A 17,996-nucleotide genomic window follows, 5' to 3' on the forward strand; every position below is an offset into this window, starting at 1 on the left:
AGGAATAAGATATGTCTTTTCAGGTACAGGTTACCGGCGCGGAACCATTTTCCATTGAGCCGGAATGCACGAAACATGTAAAATTCAGCACGGATATCCCGATGGACTCCGATGCCCGCACGAAAGATGTCGGCGCGACGCTGGTCATCTCGGGCAAGATCCTCGCCAATGCCACAGGCGCAGCAGCTGACAGCACGCGGCAGATGCTTCTGTGGTCTGTGGTACCGGCGGAGCGGGCTGAGGCCTATCGGAATGTTACCGTGACCTATGTGGCTGGCGGCGTGGTGGAGCGCAAGTACACCTTCACCAATGCGTTTGTTGTCGACTATCAGGAAGTCTACGATGATGGCGATGGCAATGGCACCTTCACGCTCTGGCTCAAACAGAAGAAAGATAAGATGGCTGAGCTGCAGGTTGAAGGCGGATATTCTGCCTAAATAGGAAGACTCGCTCACGTTCTTAGATGCTGAAGGGGTGGATAAGGCGTCCACCCCTTTAGTGATAACTGGAGAATTCATATGAAAGATTACTATCAGATACTGGGGCTATCCCCTACGGCAACGAAAAAGGAAATCAAGAAAGCCTTTCGCCAGCTGGCCCGCAAATATCATCCTGACCTGCATCCAGGCGATAAAGCAGCGGCAGAGCAGTTCAAACTTATCAATGAAGCTTGCCAGGTGCTCAGCGATGAGAATAAGCGCGCCCGCTATGACCTTGACCGCAAACAGCAGGGGCAGCGGCAGCAGACCAGGCAGACAGCCAGTCATACAGGCAATGCACAGCGGCAAGGTGCGGGGCCAGGTAAAACTGACTTCAGCCAGGCTTTTTCGCGGAGTGCCTTTGAGGAGGCGTTCTTTGCCGGCATAAAAAAACCGCAGGCAGATGGGAAGGCAGCTGGCAAGAAGGATCCGCTGGATACAAGTGCGCTTTTCAAGGGATTCTTTGGTTTTTCTTGACAACGGGAACCCATAGGAAGGAGAAGAAATCATGTATCGGAAACAAATCACCACGGCCTTGCTCGGCATAACTGGAATCATCCTTACTATACTCGCGAGCATGACGGATCTGGGAAATCCTACGGTGTCGGGTGCTCTTATGGCCATCGGTATCGTCCTGTTCCTCTGGGCGGTTGTAAGCCTTATCCACTTCCTGCGCCAGCCTGCACCGGCGCCGCTGCCGGCTTTGGCACCGGAGGAAAATGAAAGCGATGCGCCAGCTGGTATCACGCAGCTCAACTGGCTCAGCGAAAAGGGCGACATCCTCAAAAGCTGGAATCTCTTCAATCGGACAGGCCTTGTTATCGGCCGCGACTATCAGGAAAACATGGTCGACATCGACCTCGAGAAAAGTCCCTATGCGCCGCTCATTGACATCGAGCACGCGGTGCTGAACTACGCGAACTCCGACTGGTATATCGAAGACCTCGCCAGCCGCAACGGCACCCAGCTCTGCAAGGCTAAAGATGGCCGCAAGTATCAGCTCACCGCCGGTGAGCCCTGCAAGGTGGAAATCGGCGACATCATCATCGTGGGCATGACCCAGCTGGAATTGGCATAAAGACAGGTTTTGTTGCTTGGAAAGTTTTATATAAAAGGAGTTATGAGGAATGAGTGGTCTTATTCGTTGCCCTAATGGGCATTTATTCAGTTCGCGGCGGTATGGTACGGTTTGTCCGTATTGCAATATCGAGACGGCGACACAGGAGCGCAAGGAAACCAGCATGGTGGGTCAGAGTGATGTGGATGTGGACGAGATGCTGATGCTGGAGAAAATCGATCCGGTCTGTGGCTGGCTCGTCTGCATCGATGGGCCGCGGCAGGGCAAGGATTATAAGATAAAATCCGGCAAGAACTTCATTGGCCGTGCCGATGATATGGATATCCAGATCTTGGGGGATAACCGCATTTCCCGCCGCAATCATGCGATTCTGGTCTATGATCCGAAAAAGCATGAAACGGTGCTCTTGCCGGGGGATTCCAATGGGCTTGTCTATCATAACGAAGCGGCGGTCTACACGCCGGTGGTATTGTCGGTCTACGATGTGATTGAGATGGGCGAGAGCAAGTTCCTGTTTGTACCATTCTGCGGGGAGCATTTCCGCTGGGAAGACCCGTCGGGGCTGCCAGAAGATGGCGGCTACGAAACCGAGGGAGAAAGCGATGGCGGCTATGGGAATGTATAGCCTTTGTGGAATCGGCGCACTTATCGTCGTGCTGCTTATCGTGCGGTTTTGGCCGGAAAAGCAGGTGGTGACCGAAGCGGTCAGTGAACCAGAGTCGGAACCGTTGCGCAATCCGATTGGCACGGCGTCGACGATTGGCCAGCGGCAGTTGCAGCAGGATTTGACCGGCAGTGCGTTGGGGGATGATGGCGGACTCTTGCTGCTGGCGGATGGCCGTGGCCAGGCGGGCAAGATTGCGGCGAAGCTGGCCGTCGATACTTGCCTTGACCTCTATCAGGAATGCCAGGCCATGGAGAAGCCGCAGTATTATTTCCGCAAGGCGTTCCAGGCGGCCAACCACAAGATACTTAGCGTCCTGGAGGACGGCCGTGGGTCGACCTGTCTGGCGGCGGCCATCATTGAGCGGAGCCGCCTTTACTATGCATTGGTCGGCAACAGCCGGATTGCACTGTTCCGCGATGGGGATTTGGTGCCGGTGACGGAGGGACAGACCATTGATATCCTGGCTCAGCACCGTTATCAGCAGGGGCGCATTTCCAAGGAGCAGGCGTTGAAGCTGCTGCATGAGCGGCGTCTCTACAATTTCGTCGGGCAGGACGGGTTTCACGACATTGAGTTTTTCAGTGAGCCTATCGAATTGCAGCCGGGCGATGTGGTGGTCATTTTGTCGGATGGTGTGACGGAGACTGCGCCTTGGCGCAAGATAGAGGATTGTTTGGGGACGGATGCCTCGCCACAGGAAAAGGCACAGCAAATCATTGCCTTGGTGGAGGCAAGTGCACGGGAAGATAAGGATAACGCCAGTGTTATCCTCTATGATATGCATGATACGGCGGCAAAGCCGGTAGAGAAAAAGCAGGGAAACAAGAAGAAAGGGAGTATGAACCTTGAGGAAATCAAACAGCGACTTTCGGACCGCCTTTGTGTCTGAGACAGGCAGTCAGCTTGTAAATAACGATTATTTTGCTTTTGTGGAGCTTGATGACTATGCTTGCTATGTCATTGCGTCGGGGATTACGGATTTCAAGGAATCGCAAGGGGCCAAGCGGGCCGTGGAGAATATCCTGCTGAGTTTCCAGGAGCAGCCGGGGATGTCAAAGATGGCGCTCAAACGCTACCTGCAGGATGCCAATGACCGCTTGGTGGCCAGCGCCTCGCGGGAGAAGCTGCGGGCTTCGGTAGTGGTCGTGGTCACGGACTATGAAAAGATGCGCTATGGTTCTGCTGGCAATGCCCGCCTGCGCATGTACCGGCAGGGGCGCATGAAACTGCAGTCCAAGGACCAGTCCCTTGCCCAGGACCTGGTGGATCAGGGCAAGGCGGTGACACCGGTGGCCAGGAGCAAGGAGCGCAACAATCTCTATGCTTATCTTGGCAAGCGTGATGATTTTGCGCCGTTTATCTCGCCGCAGCTGAAACTGATGGATGCGGATATCATCAGTCTCTATACGGAGGGAATCTGGGAGAATGTCGATGAAGGCGAACTCGATGATGTCTTTGTCGATGCCACGAACGAGCCGCAGGAGTCGGTCGACTATGTGGAGGAGCTGCTGCTCTCCCGTCAGCCAAAAGACTTGCGCAACTATACGATGGCGGCCATTTTCGTCAATAAGGTATTCTCTGACCCCGAGCGGGCGCGCAAGCGCCGCCGCCGCATCCGGCTGGCCATTGCCGCTGCCGTGCTGTTCCTGATGGTCGGTGGATTCTTCTTCTATCGTTACCATGCCCATCAGAGTGCCGTGCGCGAGATGTATGCGCAGGAGCGCCGGGTGCTGGCTTACTGTAGTGCGGAGAACTTCGTGCGGGCACAGAAGGAGTGTGACGACTGCGTGCAGAAGGCGGCAAAGCTCGAGGAAACGGCTGAGGCGGAAAAGCTTGAGTCGTATCAGCAGACCATCGATGCCATCGTGCAGGGCGACGATGCTTTCCGCGATAAGGATTTCGAGACGGCCTATGACCGTTTCCAGTCAGCTAAGGAACTGTCGCGTCAAGCAGACATGCTCGGCAGCGACTACATCGATCATCGCATTCATCAGAGCGGCGAGCATCTGTCTGTCGATGACCTCATCAGCCTTGGCGACCATGCCTTAGAGTCCGGTGATCTTGACAAGGCGGAGGATTATTACTTCCAGGCGCGCGATAAGGCGGAGTGGCAGCACTATGCGGAGGGAAAGAAACGGGCCATCGAGGCGCTCAACAAGCTCTACGATGCGAAGGCCAAGCAGCTTGGCAAGCAGGATGAGGCCAGCAAGGCCTTGATGCAGGCGGCTATCAGCAAGGGCGACAGCCTGCTTTCGGCTGGTGACTATAAGGGCGCTGAGGCGGCCTATCTTGAGGCGCGCCGCATGGCTGCTCAGCTTGGCGACAAAAGCGGCCGTGACCAGTCAATGAGCGGCCTCGAGAGCCTGCACAAGGCGCAGGGCGAAGCCGAGCAGGCCATGCAGAAAAAAGCCGATGAATATGCCAATGCGTTCGGTGCGGCAGCTGTCATCGAGACGAATGGTGACAGGGCCGCTGGCAGCGGCAATTACTCGGAGGCCGTGGCCTGCTATAACAGCGCCTATGCCAAGTATACAGCCCTGCGCGAGTACGGCGAGGCCAATAACGTGAGCGATAAGCTCGCGAGTGCGCAGGCCAACTTGCAGAGTCAGCTCGAAACCCAGGCAACGGCCAAGAGCTATGAGGATCAGGCGCGCAATCTCTACGGTTCCCATGACTATGACAATGCCAAGCAGGCAGCTGAGCAGGCCAAGGCAGCCTACCAGCAGGCGGGCAACAGCCAGAAAGCTGCTGAGATGGATACGCTGCTGGCAAATATCGCTGCTGATATGGCAATCGCTGCCGGACTTCCGCAGTAAGTGAGCAGAAAGGAGCCCGTTATGGACTATCAAAAACAAGTGGTGGCCATGGCCCTGGCTTGCAGCTGCCTGCTGCCGGCATCAGCAAGTGCTGCATCCGCTGATGTGTTTGCCGATGTGGGCAAGATTGCCGTGGCCGAGCAGGTGCTCAGCAAGTTGCATTTGCCGGGAATCGGCAAGTCAGCGCCTCAGGATAAGGCTGCCCGCAAAGCACGGCGCGAAGAAAAGAGGATGCAGGCCCAGCTCGAAAAAGCTTACCGCAAGTATGATTTTGAGCAGGTGCAGGCCTGGGCCAGGGAGAATGACTCTGAGGCCATGTGCATCGTTGCCTATGCGTATCAGACTGGCCAGCAGGTAGGGCAGGATAAGGAACAGGCGGCCCTTTGGCAGGGCAAGGCGGCGCGGGCAAATGCTGCTCTTGCGAAACTCTACGCAAGCCCGGCCTATACGAAAAAGAAACTACCGCTGGCGCGCCTTTACGCCATGGCCGGACGCCGGGCCCATCAGGGACAAGTCGTGCCTCAGAGCTATGGGGCAGCAGTCCGCTGGAGCCAGCTGGGCGCACATGAGGGCGATACGGCGGCACTTGCCTATATCGGCTCGGCTTATTATACCGGTCGAGGCTTGCCACGTGATGAGAAAAAGGCTGTCGAGTATTTCGAGAAGGCACCGCATGAGCCGCTTTCGGTGAGCCTGCTGGCCGATGCCTATAAGAACGGCCGCGGTGTGCAGAAAAATCCCGAGAAGGGAGAAGCATATGCAACGTTCCTGCGCATGGCGCAAGACAAGATGGATAACCGTGTCAAGAAAGGAGTTTCCCCATGGGTTTCAGATTACAGGTAAGTGGTGCCGAGACGATTGCACTCGATGAGAATATGATCCGGACGGCGCAGACGGAGATGTCCACGCCTGCGGATTCGCGCGCACGCGCATCCAAATGCTTGTCTACCATCGTAGTGACGGGCAAGCTCTATGCAGCTACGGAGGGCAATGAGACGATGAAGCTTTTCAACTGGGCGCATTGTCCGGCTGAGTCGGCGGATGCCTATCGCGATGCCGTGCTGACCGTAGTTTTTGCAGGTAACACCTTCCGTCAAGTGCATCTATCGAAGGCCTTTGTCGTCGACTATCAGGAAAGCTACGAGGATACTGAGGGATTCGGTACCTTCCGGCTGGTAATACGGCAGAAGACCGATCTCGTGGACAAGGTGACGGCTGGAGATGCCAGTGGCCTGGGCGGTGTTTTCGGCGGTGCATTGGGTAGTGCCATAGGCGGGCTGGGGGCCGCATCGGTGGGAAAGATGGCAGCAGGCGGCTGCTTTGGCTCCGGACGGACAGCAAACACCGGCAAGATCATGGGCGAGATTGCTCGCCAGACCGCAGAGACTGAGGTCGTAAGGCAAGCAGCCAAAGCCTCGCCGATTGTCGGGCAGGTCACGCAGGCGGCGGGGGCAGCCGTGAGCGTACAGCAGGCGGCCAAGAAGTCGGAAGAGATGCTGCATGTGAAAAGCAGCAGGATGAATATGGATGATTTCATCATCCACTAAAAGCAAGGGAAGAATGGTATGGCTAGGAAGATAGGATATACGTTAAATCGCAACGGGAAAATCGAAACCAATACGAGTGAAGGGACAAGACGCTATTACCGCCGGGAGCTTTTGGGCATGTCAACGGTGCAGCTGCAGGAAATCGCGCGGCGCGAGAAAGTCATCGTCGGCATCGTCAACCCGATGGACAAGGAGGCGCTGATTGAGACAATCATGCGCTATCGCGGGGCCGATGACAATCTGCTGATCCGCAAGTATTCGGAGAAGGGCTGGCAGGCGTTGGAGGCAGCGCTGAAGAAAACCGCATGGCAGCAAGATAGCGCCCTGCATCCGGAGTGCAGCGGCAAGTTCATCGTCTGGCAGCAGCTAGCCGTGGATTTCTATGACAATCTGAAGGTCCGCTATCTGCCAGATCTCATCGGCACCAATGCGCTGGTCGTCGATGGGGATAGGAACCTCTGCGGTATCTTCAATGTCGAGCCCAAGGGCAAGGCACAGGACTATCTCTATCTGCGCAAGGAGGCCTGCCTGCCCTGTAAGGAAGCGGCGGTCAAGCGCTATACCCTGCTGTTTTTTGACCGGTCAGCATCGGCACAGATTTTCCGCTTGTACAGCGGCGAGATGACTTATACGCCCGAGAATATTCGCATGGCGCAGGTGCCGCTGGTGGATTTTATCGTCCGTGAGCCCAAGACACTGCACCTGCCAGTTGCCATTGACTTTGGCACCTCAAATACCGCTGCTGGGGCATATCTCGACCACCTCTACTTTGAGAGCCAGCAGCTGGAAACGCCGCCGGGAATCCGCGAAAACGAAATCAACTATGCTATCTTTTACGACCGGCTCCATGATTTTGCCGAGACGAATCTGCTGCCCAGTGTGGTATCTGTTCTTTCCCTGCAGGATCAGGAGGAGCCCCAGTATCTTTTCGGCTATGATGCCGTGGAGATGGCTGCTGATAGCTATATCGATGAGGGTTTTTGCGTCTTTTATGATATGAAGCGCTGGATTACCGACTATGAGAAAGATGAGGAAATCACTGACCGTCATGGCAGGCGCGCCTTTGTTCCCCGCAAGGAAATCCTGCGGGCTTTTTTCCTGCATGTCATCCATGCGTTGGAAAATCGTCTCAAATGCCGCATCGAGGGCATCCATATATCAAGTCCTGTCAAGCAGAAGTACCTGTTCCAGAAACTCTTCCGCCAGATCCTGCCCGAGTATGCCGTGGAGCATGACGCTATCGATGAGGGGGTATCGGTGCTTTACAATACGGTCAGCGAGCTTATCGAGCAGAAGAAGGCTCGCAAGAATCAGCTCTATCATGCTCTGATTATCGACTGTGGCGGCGGCACCACGGACCTTTCTTCCTGCAAGTTCCGCGTCGATGACCAGCGTGTATCCTACAAGATTGACATTGAGACGGCCTATGAGAACGGTGATACGGATTTTGGCGGCAACAATCTGACCTATCGTATCATGCAGCTCTTGAAACTAAAGATTGCTGAGCAGCTGGCGGGCGAATATGACAAACACAGCCAGGATGGCCGCTGGGCCCTGCAGCATGAGGTCTACGGTGCTCATGCTGCCGTGGATGCCCAGGCCCGCGAGCAGCTGCGTCAGATTCCTCAGAGCAAGGAACTGCTACGGGCCTTTGATGTCGATATCTTCCGCAGTGTCGATGAGAATGGCACCGAATCGCTATACCAGGGTATCGACAAGGCTTATGGGGCTGTAGAGGCCATCCTGCCGACACGGTTCAAGGATTGGGAGAAAGAGAGCCGTACCGACTACTTCAAGGTAAAGAATAATTTCTATTTCCTGTTTCACTGCGCCGAGCAGGTCAAGAAAGCCTTTTTTGAAAAGGCGGGTGCGCTCAAGATTGTCTTGACTGCTGAGGGTAATCACGAATTGCCGGGACGCAATTGGCAGCTGCGGCGGGAAATCCCCATCGACGACGGCGAATCCATTGTCCTGTCCATGGATAAGTGGAAGCTGGCCGTTCATCAGGCGGGGGGCATGGTCACGGTCAAGCAGCTCAAGGACATCGTCTTCAGCATCTTTGACGTCAATTTGTTGCTGACACCGGATATCTACGGCGTTATCGCCCGGTTCCTTGCTCCGCTCTATGAAAGCGGTGACATCGAGGATTACAGCATCATCAAATTGACCGGTCAATCCTGCAAGATCGACCTGTTCCGCGACTCGCTCAAGGAATTCGTGCCGGGACGAGTCATCAAGTCCAAGCGCAAATCCGGGGACAGCTCGGACTGCCGGGAACTCAAGATGACCTGCATCGATGGGGCGCTCAAATATCTGCGGGACAAGAAATACGGCTATGCCGATGTGCATATTATCAGCCAGCCGCCGAAACTGCCATACCGGCTTACAGGCTTTACCCATAACGGGGAGGAAATCGCGCTGATTGATGGCATGGCAGGTATCAGTCATGGCGAGCTCTCACGGAATATGGATAACCTTACGCTCATGCTGTACCTCAAAGATGAGGGGGGCAATAACCGTTATAACTTCACCTATACCTGCACTCAGGCAGAATTTGAGCCCAAGACCCAGGAAGAAATCGAGTCCATCTATGGTGACCACATCCCCCAGGACGATACGGATACCATCATCCATCGGGAGGCGAAGTTCTTTATCTGGTCGGAACCGAAGGAATGGGGCTTTATGATTGTCCCTGTCTACCGCGAAGGTGAAACGCTGATGCTGGGCAAAGAGAAATTCCAGAGTTTTGAGAATGATGGCTGGATGAATAGTTTCTTTGATGGAACGAAATAAGCAGAAAAGACGCGCAGATTGTGCGATTATCCATATTAGCCAGCTCTTGAAAAGTGACGCAAACCATGTCAAACTACTAATAGATGATGCAAGATACTGCAAAGATCAGGGAGGTTGACTATGGCGGACGAGCAAGCAGAGCTTTTGGCAGGGCTCAACAAGGCACAGCGGGAGGCGGTAACAGAGACAGAGGGATACGTGCGGGTGTTGGCAGGAGCCGGTTCGGGGAAGACCCGGGCGCTTAGCCAGCGATTTGCCTATCTGGTCAATGAGATTGGCATCATGCCGGGCAATATCCTTTGCGTGACCTTTACCAATAAGTCGGCAACGGAAATGCGCAAGCGGATCCACTTGCTGACAGGAGATAATGACACGGGGTATATCAACACCTTCCATGGCTTTTGCGTGTCGGTGCTCCAAGAGGACAGCCATGCGGTGCAGTATCCGAAAAGTTTTCTGGTGCTCGACAACAGCGATATTGATGCCATGCTCAAAATTATCTATGAGGAGCGGCATTTGTCCCTGCGGGATATGACCTTTGCCAAGGCCCGGGATATGATCGAGATACGCAAGATCTTCACGGAGCCTAAGTATTACGAGGATATGATTGCCATGTCCCTAGAGGGGATCAAGGAAAAATACGAGGGCGCCGTGGAGCCTGCGGATATTATTTTCTATGGGTATCTATACCAGGAAAAGAAATGCTTTGGCCTTGACTACAACGATCTCATCAAGTTCACCCTCTACATCTTCGAGCAGAAGGAAGAACTGCGGCTCAAATGGCAGCAGCGGCTTGAATACATAATGATTGATGAGTTTCAGGATATCGATGAGCTCCAATACCGGCTTATGAAGATACTCTGTGGCTATCATAAGAATCTCTTTGTGGTGGGGGATCCCGACCAGACCATCTACACCTGGCGCGGGGCTAATATCCGTTATCTGCTGGATTTTGACCAGGAGTTTTTGCCCACTAAGACCATCTACATGATGGAAAATTATCGCTCGACTCCGGAAATCTTAGCGGTGGCCAATGACCTCATTGCCCATAACCGCAACCGCATTGAAAAGGACTTGCGCCCGACGCTTTCCAATGGGGAAAGTGTGCTCTGTGCCAGCAACGATTCTCCGGAACAGGAAGCTAAGTGGATTGCCCAGGAGATTGCAAAGCTCCATGAACAGGGCGTGCCCTACCGCCAGATTGCCGTCCTTTATCGCGCCCATTATCTGACCCGTTCCCTAGAAGAAGTCTTCCTGCAGGCAGAACTTCCCTATACGCTCTACAGCGGTATCCATTTCTTTGACCGCAAGGAAATCAAGGATGCGCTATCTTATCTGCGCATGATTGCCTATCGCGACGATTTGTCGTTCCTGCGCATTGCTAATCTCCCCAAACGCAACCTCGGCGAGCGCCGCATGGCGTTTTTGCAGGAGTATGCCGCGCAAAATGCTTGCAGTCTCTATGAGGCTTTGAAGAAAAATCTTGAACACGAGCTCTTTAAGGGGACTAAGGCGGGAGCTTTTGTGGAACTCATCGAGGAATATGCCTCGTCCTATAACGGCCGCCCAGTGTCGGAGGTCCTGGCGGCACTGCTTGATGCCAGCGGCTATGAGACCATGCTGCGCACCGAGGGCAGTCAGGAGCGGCTCGATAATTTAGCCGAGCTCAAGCAGGCCGTTTACGAATATGAGACTTCCTGCGGCGAAGAGGCGATGCTGGAGGATTATCTTTCTCGGGTAGCTCTGCTGACCAACAGCGATACGGCAGAAACGGGAGACAAGGTGAAGCTGATGACCGTTCATGCGGCCAAGGGCCTGGAATTTCCCTATGTGTTTCTCTGCGGCCTTAACGAAGGCATCTTCCCCTCGCGGAAGACGCGGACTCAGCAGGCGATGGAGGAGGAACGGCGGCTGGCATTCGTCGCCGTGACCCGGGCCCAGAAACGGCTTTATCTGTCGGCGGCCTCGGGGCTCAACTTCGATGCATCCCTGCGGTATCCCTCACGGTTCCTGTTGGAGCTTGACGATGAACTGTTGGAATTTTCCCAGCCTATTTCGGCGCTTACCCGTCAGGATGCCCGGGATTATATCCGGGACATGGATAGGCGCATGGCCCAGGCTAATGCCCCGAAAAAGGCGGTATTTGTCAAGGGGGACAAGGTGCTGCACCGCATCATGGGGGAAGGGGAGATACTTTCCATAAATAGCGACAAGGGAGCTTATCGAATAAAGTTTTCCGACATCGATACCCCGCGGGAAATCTCGTTTAAGGCTAAGCTGGAAAAGATTTCCTAAGCGCTTTATAATGGATATATGTGATAATGAATAGTTACAAGTTTTGTACAAGTCGAAGGAGGAAATTTTATGGCTATGTTGATTGGCGTGATGATTCTCAATCTGGTCATCAGCTTTTTGAATGCCCGCAACGTCGGGCGCATTTGGGCGGAGTCCAAGGCAGTTGGCGGCTGGATCCGCCTGCTGGCATGGTGCGGAGCCATCCAGTCGGCGGTGGGTTTTACCTTCGTCTATGCGATTGTCGTTTCCTATATTGCCGTATCGACGGGGTATCTGCCCGCCAGCATGCTCGGCGTATTGTCCAGCCTCATCTATCTGATGATTATCGTGCCGGCCATTGGCTCGGGCATCATCATCACGATTCAGTCCTGGATAAACTTTGCCCGGGAAAAATCGTTGATGAATCTTGGTGTTGCCGGCTGGAATACCTTCGCTCAGGCCTATAACACCTATAATGCTATTCAGAGCTTTGGTCCGGCCCTCGATACGGTGCAGGAAGGTCTTGGCGGTCTGTTTGATGGCGACAGCGATTCGGATAATTCCACCATGCGGGTCATCTTGCTGGCGGCAATCATCTTGCTGGCTGGTGTCATGACGACGACGGTCATTATCCGCCGCTATGAGGCAAGCCTGCCGGTTTCGGAAGAAGTCCGGAACGGCAACCGCGATTTGCAATATCGCTAAAAAAACATCCAGCTCATACGGGCTGGATGCGGACAATATGAATAAGGTCGATGCCTGTGCCATCGGTTAGCAATAATTGCTGGCGCGGGTTATCGAGCTTTTTGATGACGGCGGTTCGCGTTTCATAGCGGCCGCCGTCTTTGTATGAATCGGCCACAAAATAAGTAATGGCCGCCTGGTGCGCTGGACTGGCGAGAACCTGCTGGAGCTGGCGGTTTAAGAGTTCTAGTTCGTCGTCGGCAAGGTTTGGAGGCGGTAGGGTAACGCGGGCGCTTTCCCGCACGGCCTCTTCGTAACCCGTCAGCGCCGCAAAGGGGGAAAACTGTGCGGCCCGCTTGGCAAGTGGCATAGGGGGATGAGAGCTGGAGACATGGTGGGGAAGGTTAATGATATCGTCGTAGTTTTTGGGATGATGTTCCTTCATGCCCGATGACCTCCAATCTGATTGTTGCGGCTGATGGTAGTGGCTCCTTCCTGCAGGTTGGCGCCCTTTAAGATGGCATTTTTGCCAAAGCGTTTCTTGAGGGCGACGATGGTCTGCTGGATGGAGGCTTCTTTGACAGTTGACTGATTAAGTTCTGTTTTTTCCGGTTCGGCAAATAAGTCAAGTTCTGCTGGTGGCGGTGCGATTTGATAGGCGGCTTGGGAAATGGTGTCGCCAAAGGTAATGGTCAGGCGGCGCACCAATAGATCTTTATCCACAATGGCGGCAAAGAGTTCCCGGACAGTTTTTAACAGCAGTGCGGATGAGGCGGTAGGAGTGGCAAACTGCCTGCTGCCGTGGGCGGGCTTTGGCACCATGCGGCCATAGTGGTCACGGTGCAGCGGGCCGCGATAGTTTTTACGCGTGTTTTCAATATCATAGCCCACGTCAAGGATGAGTTGACTGGTCAATAATTTCTTATCCACCAGTTCCAGGACCAAAAGGTCCGTCATTTCCCAGGCCACCAGGGCGGCCTTATCGTAGGGATAGGGGCTTTGGAGCACCTGACCGGAGCCGATGCTGGTGGCCGCTGGCTTATAGCCCTTGATGGCGGCCATGGTGCAGGGCTCATAACCCCAGGCATGGTCGATGAGCAGCTCTGCATTGACGCCAAAGAGACGGTAGAGCAGTTCTTCGTTATGAAAATCCGTGGCTTTGCCTAACGAGCAGCGGGCAATATCCCCCATGGTGTAGAGCCCATGCTGCTCGAGTTTTTTGGCATAGCCCCGGCCAACGCGCCAAAAATCGGTAAGGGGTCGATGGTTCCAGAGGGTCTGCCGGTAGTTTTTTTCGTCCAGCACTGCGATGCGGACGCCATAAGCGTCAGGGGCCATGTGCTTGGCAACGATATCCATCGCGACCTTGCTAAGGTACAGGTTCGGGGCGACGCCGGCCGTGGCCGTGATCTGGGTAGACTCATAGACCGCATGGATCATGCGGCGTGTCAGTTCCTCAGCTGAGCAGTGGTAGGTCGACAGGTAATGCGTAAGGTCGATAAAGACTTCATCAATTGAGTAGACGTGGATATCTTCAGGGGCAATAAACTTGAGGTAAAGTGTATAGATCTCGGTGCTGATTTCCATATAACGGGCCATGCGAGGCACCGCTGTGACAAAATCGATGGCCATCTCAGGATGCTCGGCAAGCTCCGCGGCATCGGCGGATTTCCCTGTGAAGCGATGCGCTGGCGCCTTGGCCAGCCGCAGTTGGTTGGCCTGTTTTACCTTCTCGATGACTTCAAACAGTCTTGCTCGACCAGGAATGCCATAGGCTTTGAGTGCCGGAGATACTGCCAGGCAGATGGTCTTGTTCGTGCGGCTGGCATCGGCGACGACAAGGTTCGTCGTCAACGGATTGAGGCCTTTGTCGTGACATTCGACCGAGGCATAGAAGGATTTTAGGTCGATGGCCGCATAGACAGATGAGGCAGTCATGGGAATCTCCTTTCGAACATACTTGCTACTATTACCGTAGCATAGGACGAAATAGAACACAAGCGCTATTTTGTATTTTTTATTGTCGGCAGGAAAAATTCAAAAAAGTGTTGACATTGAAAAATAATGGTGTTAATATAATACCTGTCCTTGAGGGACGGAGCCGAAAGGCTTTGAAGAAAATCGACTCACTAGCTCAACTGGCAGAGCAACTGACTCTTAATCAGTAGGTTCACGGTTCGATTCCGTGGTGGGTCACCATTGAGATTTGGGGCTGTCCATAGTATGGGCGGCCTTTTTTGTATATTTTTGCTTATGGAGGTTTGGTATGCGTATTCTTTTGTCGAACGATGATGGTGTTGACGCTAAAGGCATCGAGGCGTTGGTCAAGGCGCTCTACAAGGAGCATGAGGTCATTGTCTCGGCACCGATGTACCAGCAGAGCGGCATGGCCCATGCTTTGACGGTGGGCACGCCGATGGAGGTCAAACATCATGAACGGCTCGAGACAGATTATGGCATTACGGCAATTGCGGTTGACGGTACGCCGACAGACAGCGTCAAGCTCTATCTTGAGGCAATCGCAGGCGATAAGCAGCCGGATCTTGTCGTGTCAGGCATCAATCATGGGGCGAACCTGGCCACTGATGTGCTTTACTCGGGAACGGTCGGCGCGGCCATGGAGGGCTATCTACATGATATCTCGTCGGTGGCCCTGTCCCTCGATATTGACAGCCAGCTGTCCTATGACGAGGCGGCGGCAATCTTTGCCGCTGACTTGTCAAAGTTGACCGGTCAATTGACAAGTCAAACGGCTAAGCCTGTTTTCTATAATGTCAACTTCCCGAAACAGCTCAAGGATGGTCGCCCGCAGTATGTCTTTGGCCGCCAGGGCAAGCGCGATTATCTCAATGCCTTTGAGCGGGAGGAAAAGAATGGACATGTCTTTTATACGATGGCTGGCGAGATCTATGATTCGGATAAAGGCAGCGCGACGGATATTTACGCTACGGAGCACGGCTATATTTCAGTGACGCCGCTGATTATTGACATCACCGATTATATGGAGCTCGATAAGCGCCTGGAAAAATAAAGTGGCCGCAAACAGGTTTTCGTGATAAAATAAATTAGATTTGATTGACATGAACGGGGAGGAATTTCTAATGGAATCTATGATTCGTGACATCAAGCTGGCACCTTCGGGACATGACAAGATCGAGTGGGTAAAGAACTTCATGCCGGTCATGGCAGCTGTTGATGAGGAGTTCTCGAAGTCCAAGCCTTTTGCTGGCAAGAAGATGGTCATCACCTTGCACCTTGAGGCCAAGACGGCTTATATGGCAGAGATCTTCAAGCATGCTGGTGCAGAAGTTGCCATCACGGGCAGCAATCCGCTGTCTACCCAGGACGACATCGCTGCGGCTCTCGTCGAGGACGGTCTCAACGTCTTTGCCTGGCATGGCTGCACCGAAGAGGAATACTTCACGTTCATCGATAAGGCCCTGGACATCGAGCCGGACATCATCATCGATGACGGCGGCGACCTCGTGCATCTGCTGCATACGAAGCGCCGCGAGCTGCTGCCCAACATCATCGGCGGCTCGGAGGAGACGACCACCGGTGTCCATCGCCTGCGCGGCCTGGCCAAAGAGGGCAAGCTGGAGTTCCCGATGATCGCGGCGAACGATGCCTATATGAAATTCCTGTTTGACAACCGCTATGGCACGGGCCAGAGCACCTGGGACGGCATCATGCGCACGACGAACCTCGTCATCGCGGGTAAGAATGTTGTCATTGCCGGCTACGGCTGGTGCGGCAAGGGTGGCGCTATGCGCGCCCGCGGCCTTGGGGCCAACGTCATCATCACGGAAGTCGATCCCATCAAGGCCATCGAGGCGGTATTCGATGGGTTCCGCGTCATGCCGATGGATGAGGCCGCCAAGATCGGCGACATCTTCCTGACGCTGACGGGAGATAAGGATGTCATCTGCGAGCGTCACTTCCAGGTCATGAAGAACGGTGCGATGATGGCTAACTCGGGTCATTTCGACTGCGAAATCAATATCCCTGAGCTTGCGGGCTGCTCGGTATTGCGCCGTACGGTCCGCAACAACATCGAAGAATTCAAAATGGCCGATGGCCGCAAGCTCTACCTGCTGGCCGAAGGCCGCCTGGTCAACCTGGCAGCAGGCGATGGCCATCCGGCTGAGATCATGGATCTCTCGTTTGGTGTACAGTTCTTCTCGGCACTGCATCTGCTGAATCATGGCCGGGAAATGAAACCGGACGTCTATCTGATGCCCGAAGAGATCAATACGAAGATTGCGGAGATCAAGCTCAAGGCCCTCGGCGTAGGCATTGACGTGCTGACGCCGGAGCAGCGTGCTTATCTGAATCTCGAATAACATACAAGTAAGGGAAGGAAGAGTAACATGAAAACACTGATCAAAAACGTTTGCGCGGTAATGCCGGACGGCACGACGCCAGTAACGAATATCATGATCGACAACAACCGCATCGCGGGGATAGGCGATGTTCCCGAGGATTTCCGTCCGGGCAAAGTCATCGACGGCACGGATCATCTGGCTATACCGGGCTTTGTCAATGCGCATACGCACACGTCAATGACGCTGCTGCGCAGCTATGCTGACGATATGGCCCTTATGGACTGGCTCAACAACGAGGTCTGGCCGGCTGAGGCCAAGATGACGTCTGACGACATCTATTGGGGTGCTATGCTGGCCATGCTCGAGATGATCCGCACGGGTACGACGACCTTTGCCGATATGTATGGCCCCTGGATGGAGCGCGTGGCTGAGGCAACGATGGATGCCGGCCTGCGCGGTGTCCTGTCGCGCGGCATCATCGGTGTCGCACCGGATGGGGAGAAGAAGCTCGAAGAGAACGTCGAGCTGTACCGCAATTTCCATGGGGCAGCCGATGGCCGCATCACGGTCATGTTCGGCCCGCATGCGCCGTATACGTGCCCGCCGGAGTTCCTCAAGAAGGTTGCGGCCAAGGCACAGGAGCTCGATGCGGAAATCCATATCCACATGCATGAGACGCTCGATGAAGTCAATGGCTCCCTCAAGGAATATGGCCGCCGCCCCTTTGACTGGGTAGCTGAGACGGGTATCTTCGAAGGCAAGGGAACACTGGCTGCCCATTGCGTCCACCTCGACGACAACGATATCGAAATCATCAAGAAATACGGCATCCGCGTGGCGCACAATCCTGGCAGCAACATGAAGCTGGCCAGTGGCGTCGCTCCGGTACCGCGCCTGCTCGACGAAGGCGTCTGCGTAGCGCTCGGCACTGATGGTGCCTCGTCAAACAACAACCTCGACATGCTCGAGGAAGTGAACCTGGCGGCGATGCTGCACAAGGTGCACAGCTTAGATCCGGTAGCCGTTCCGGCCTTCCAGGCCCTGCAGATGGGCACGGAGTTCGGCGGCCAGGCTGTCGGCATTCCCGACATCGGCCGCCTGGAGAAGGGATGCAAGGCCGATATCACGCTGTTCGACATGAACAGTGCGGCTTGGTGTCCGCGCAACAACCCTGTGTCACTGCTTGTCTACTCGGCCAATTCGAGCTCCGTCGACACGGTCATCTGTGATGGCAAGGTGCTGATGGAGAAGCATGAGCTCAAGACGCTTGATGAAGAGCGCATCTTGTTTGAAGCGCAGCGTTGTGCTGATCATCTGACGAAGTAAGTGAAAT

The 17,996-nt window shown here is 54.4% G+C and carries 16 protein-coding genes and 1 tRNA gene; 15 read left to right on the top strand and 2 right to left on the bottom strand.

Going from position 1 to position 17,996, the window contains the following annotated elements:
• The first annotated feature begins 11 nt into the window (after positions 1-11).
• The 11 genes from BM322_RS00740 (at position 12) to BM322_RS00790 (ending at position 12,359) form a co-directional block, all read left to right on the top strand.
• Complete coding sequence (locus BM322_RS00740) at positions 12-437, top strand: hypothetical protein (protein WP_014423949.1); 426 nt, start codon at positions 12-14, stop codon at positions 435-437.
• A gap of 81 nt (positions 438-518) precedes the next feature.
• Positions 519-956 carry a DnaJ domain-containing protein gene (locus BM322_RS00745; protein ID WP_075428000.1) on the top strand — a complete coding sequence of 146 codons (438 nt, stop codon included), beginning with the start codon at positions 519-521 and terminating at the stop codon, positions 954-956.
• A gap of 31 nt (positions 957-987) precedes the next feature.
• Entirely contained in the window at positions 988-1,557 is a 570-nt protein-coding gene (locus BM322_RS00750; RefSeq protein ID WP_075428001.1) for an FHA domain-containing protein, read from the top strand.
• A gap of 49 nt (positions 1,558-1,606) precedes the next feature.
• A complete protein-coding gene (locus BM322_RS00755) occupies positions 1,607-2,182 on the top strand; it encodes an FHA domain-containing protein (RefSeq protein ID WP_075428002.1) in 576 nt (191 codons plus the stop codon).
• On the top strand, positions 2,160-3,113 hold the full coding sequence (locus BM322_RS00760) for a PP2C family serine/threonine-protein phosphatase (protein WP_318254485.1): 954 nt from the start codon (positions 2,160-2,162) through the stop codon (positions 3,111-3,113). The genes BM322_RS00755 and BM322_RS00760 overlap by 23 nt, the downstream gene beginning before the upstream one ends.
• The gene (locus BM322_RS00765; protein WP_075428003.1) at positions 3,070-5,040 is read left to right on the top strand and encodes a PP2C family serine/threonine-protein phosphatase; all 1,971 of its coding nucleotides are present in this window, start codon (positions 3,070-3,072) and stop codon (positions 5,038-5,040) included. Before BM322_RS00760 ends, BM322_RS00765 begins: the two co-directional genes overlap by 44 nt.
• A 21-nt stretch (positions 5,041-5,061) precedes the next feature.
• Positions 5,062-5,883 (top strand): tetratricopeptide repeat protein, encoded by an 822-nt coding sequence (locus BM322_RS00770; protein ID WP_075428004.1) that lies wholly within the window; start codon positions 5,062-5,064, stop codon positions 5,881-5,883.
• Entirely contained in the window at positions 5,862-6,587 is a 726-nt protein-coding gene (locus BM322_RS00775) for a hypothetical protein (RefSeq protein ID WP_075428005.1), read from the top strand. Before BM322_RS00770 ends, BM322_RS00775 begins: the two co-directional genes overlap by 22 nt.
• A gap of 18 nt (positions 6,588-6,605) precedes the next feature.
• Positions 6,606-9,380, top strand: coding sequence for a molecular chaperone (locus BM322_RS00780; RefSeq protein WP_075428006.1), 2,775 nt, complete (start codon positions 6,606-6,608; stop codon positions 9,378-9,380).
• Between the two features lie 120 nt (positions 9,381-9,500).
• Positions 9,501-11,675 (top strand): ATP-dependent helicase, encoded by a 2,175-nt coding sequence (locus tag BM322_RS00785; protein WP_075428007.1) that lies wholly within the window; start codon positions 9,501-9,503, stop codon positions 11,673-11,675.
• A gap of 69 nt (positions 11,676-11,744) precedes the next feature.
• Positions 11,745-12,359: a hypothetical protein gene (locus BM322_RS00790; protein WP_075428008.1), complete on the top strand. Its 615-nt coding sequence runs from the start codon at positions 11,745-11,747 to the stop codon at positions 12,357-12,359.
• A 13-nt stretch (positions 12,360-12,372) separates the two neighbouring features.
• Here the strand turns inward: BM322_RS00790 and BM322_RS00795 are convergent, their stop codons facing one another.
• Positions 12,373-12,783 carry a hypothetical protein gene (locus BM322_RS00795; RefSeq protein ID WP_075428009.1) on the bottom strand — a complete coding sequence of 137 codons (411 nt, stop codon included), beginning with the start codon at positions 12,781-12,783 and terminating at the stop codon, positions 12,373-12,375.
• Entirely contained in the window at positions 12,780-14,276 is a 1,497-nt protein-coding gene (locus BM322_RS00800) for a DNA methylase (RefSeq protein ID WP_075428010.1), read from the bottom strand. Before BM322_RS00800 ends, BM322_RS00795 begins: the two co-directional genes overlap by 4 nt.
• Before the next feature lie 185 nt (positions 14,277-14,461).
• Here BM322_RS00800 and BM322_RS00805 point away from each other — a divergent pair.
• From BM322_RS00805 to BM322_RS00820, 4 genes are all read left to right on the top strand, one after another.
• Positions 14,462-14,537: transfer RNA gene (locus BM322_RS00805), tRNA-Lys, on the top strand.
• 67 nt (positions 14,538-14,604) lie between these two features.
• On the top strand, positions 14,605-15,369 hold the full coding sequence (gene surE, locus BM322_RS00810; RefSeq protein WP_075428011.1) for a 5'/3'-nucleotidase SurE: 765 nt from the start codon (positions 14,605-14,607) through the stop codon (positions 15,367-15,369).
• Between the two features lie 70 nt (positions 15,370-15,439).
• Positions 15,440-16,681 carry an adenosylhomocysteinase gene (locus BM322_RS00815; RefSeq protein ID WP_075428012.1) on the top strand — a complete coding sequence of 414 codons (1,242 nt, stop codon included), beginning with the start codon at positions 15,440-15,442 and terminating at the stop codon, positions 16,679-16,681.
• Between the two features lie 27 nt (positions 16,682-16,708).
• Positions 16,709-17,989, top strand: a complete 1,281-nt coding sequence (locus BM322_RS00820; RefSeq protein ID WP_075428013.1) for an amidohydrolase — start codon at positions 16,709-16,711, stop codon at positions 17,987-17,989.
• Positions 17,990-17,996 lie beyond the last annotated feature (7 nt).

The organism is Selenomonas sp. GACV-9, assembly GCA_900116485.1.
Taxonomy (GTDB): domain Bacteria; phylum Bacillota; class Negativicutes; order Selenomonadales; family Selenomonadaceae; genus Selenomonas_A; species Selenomonas_A ruminantium_G.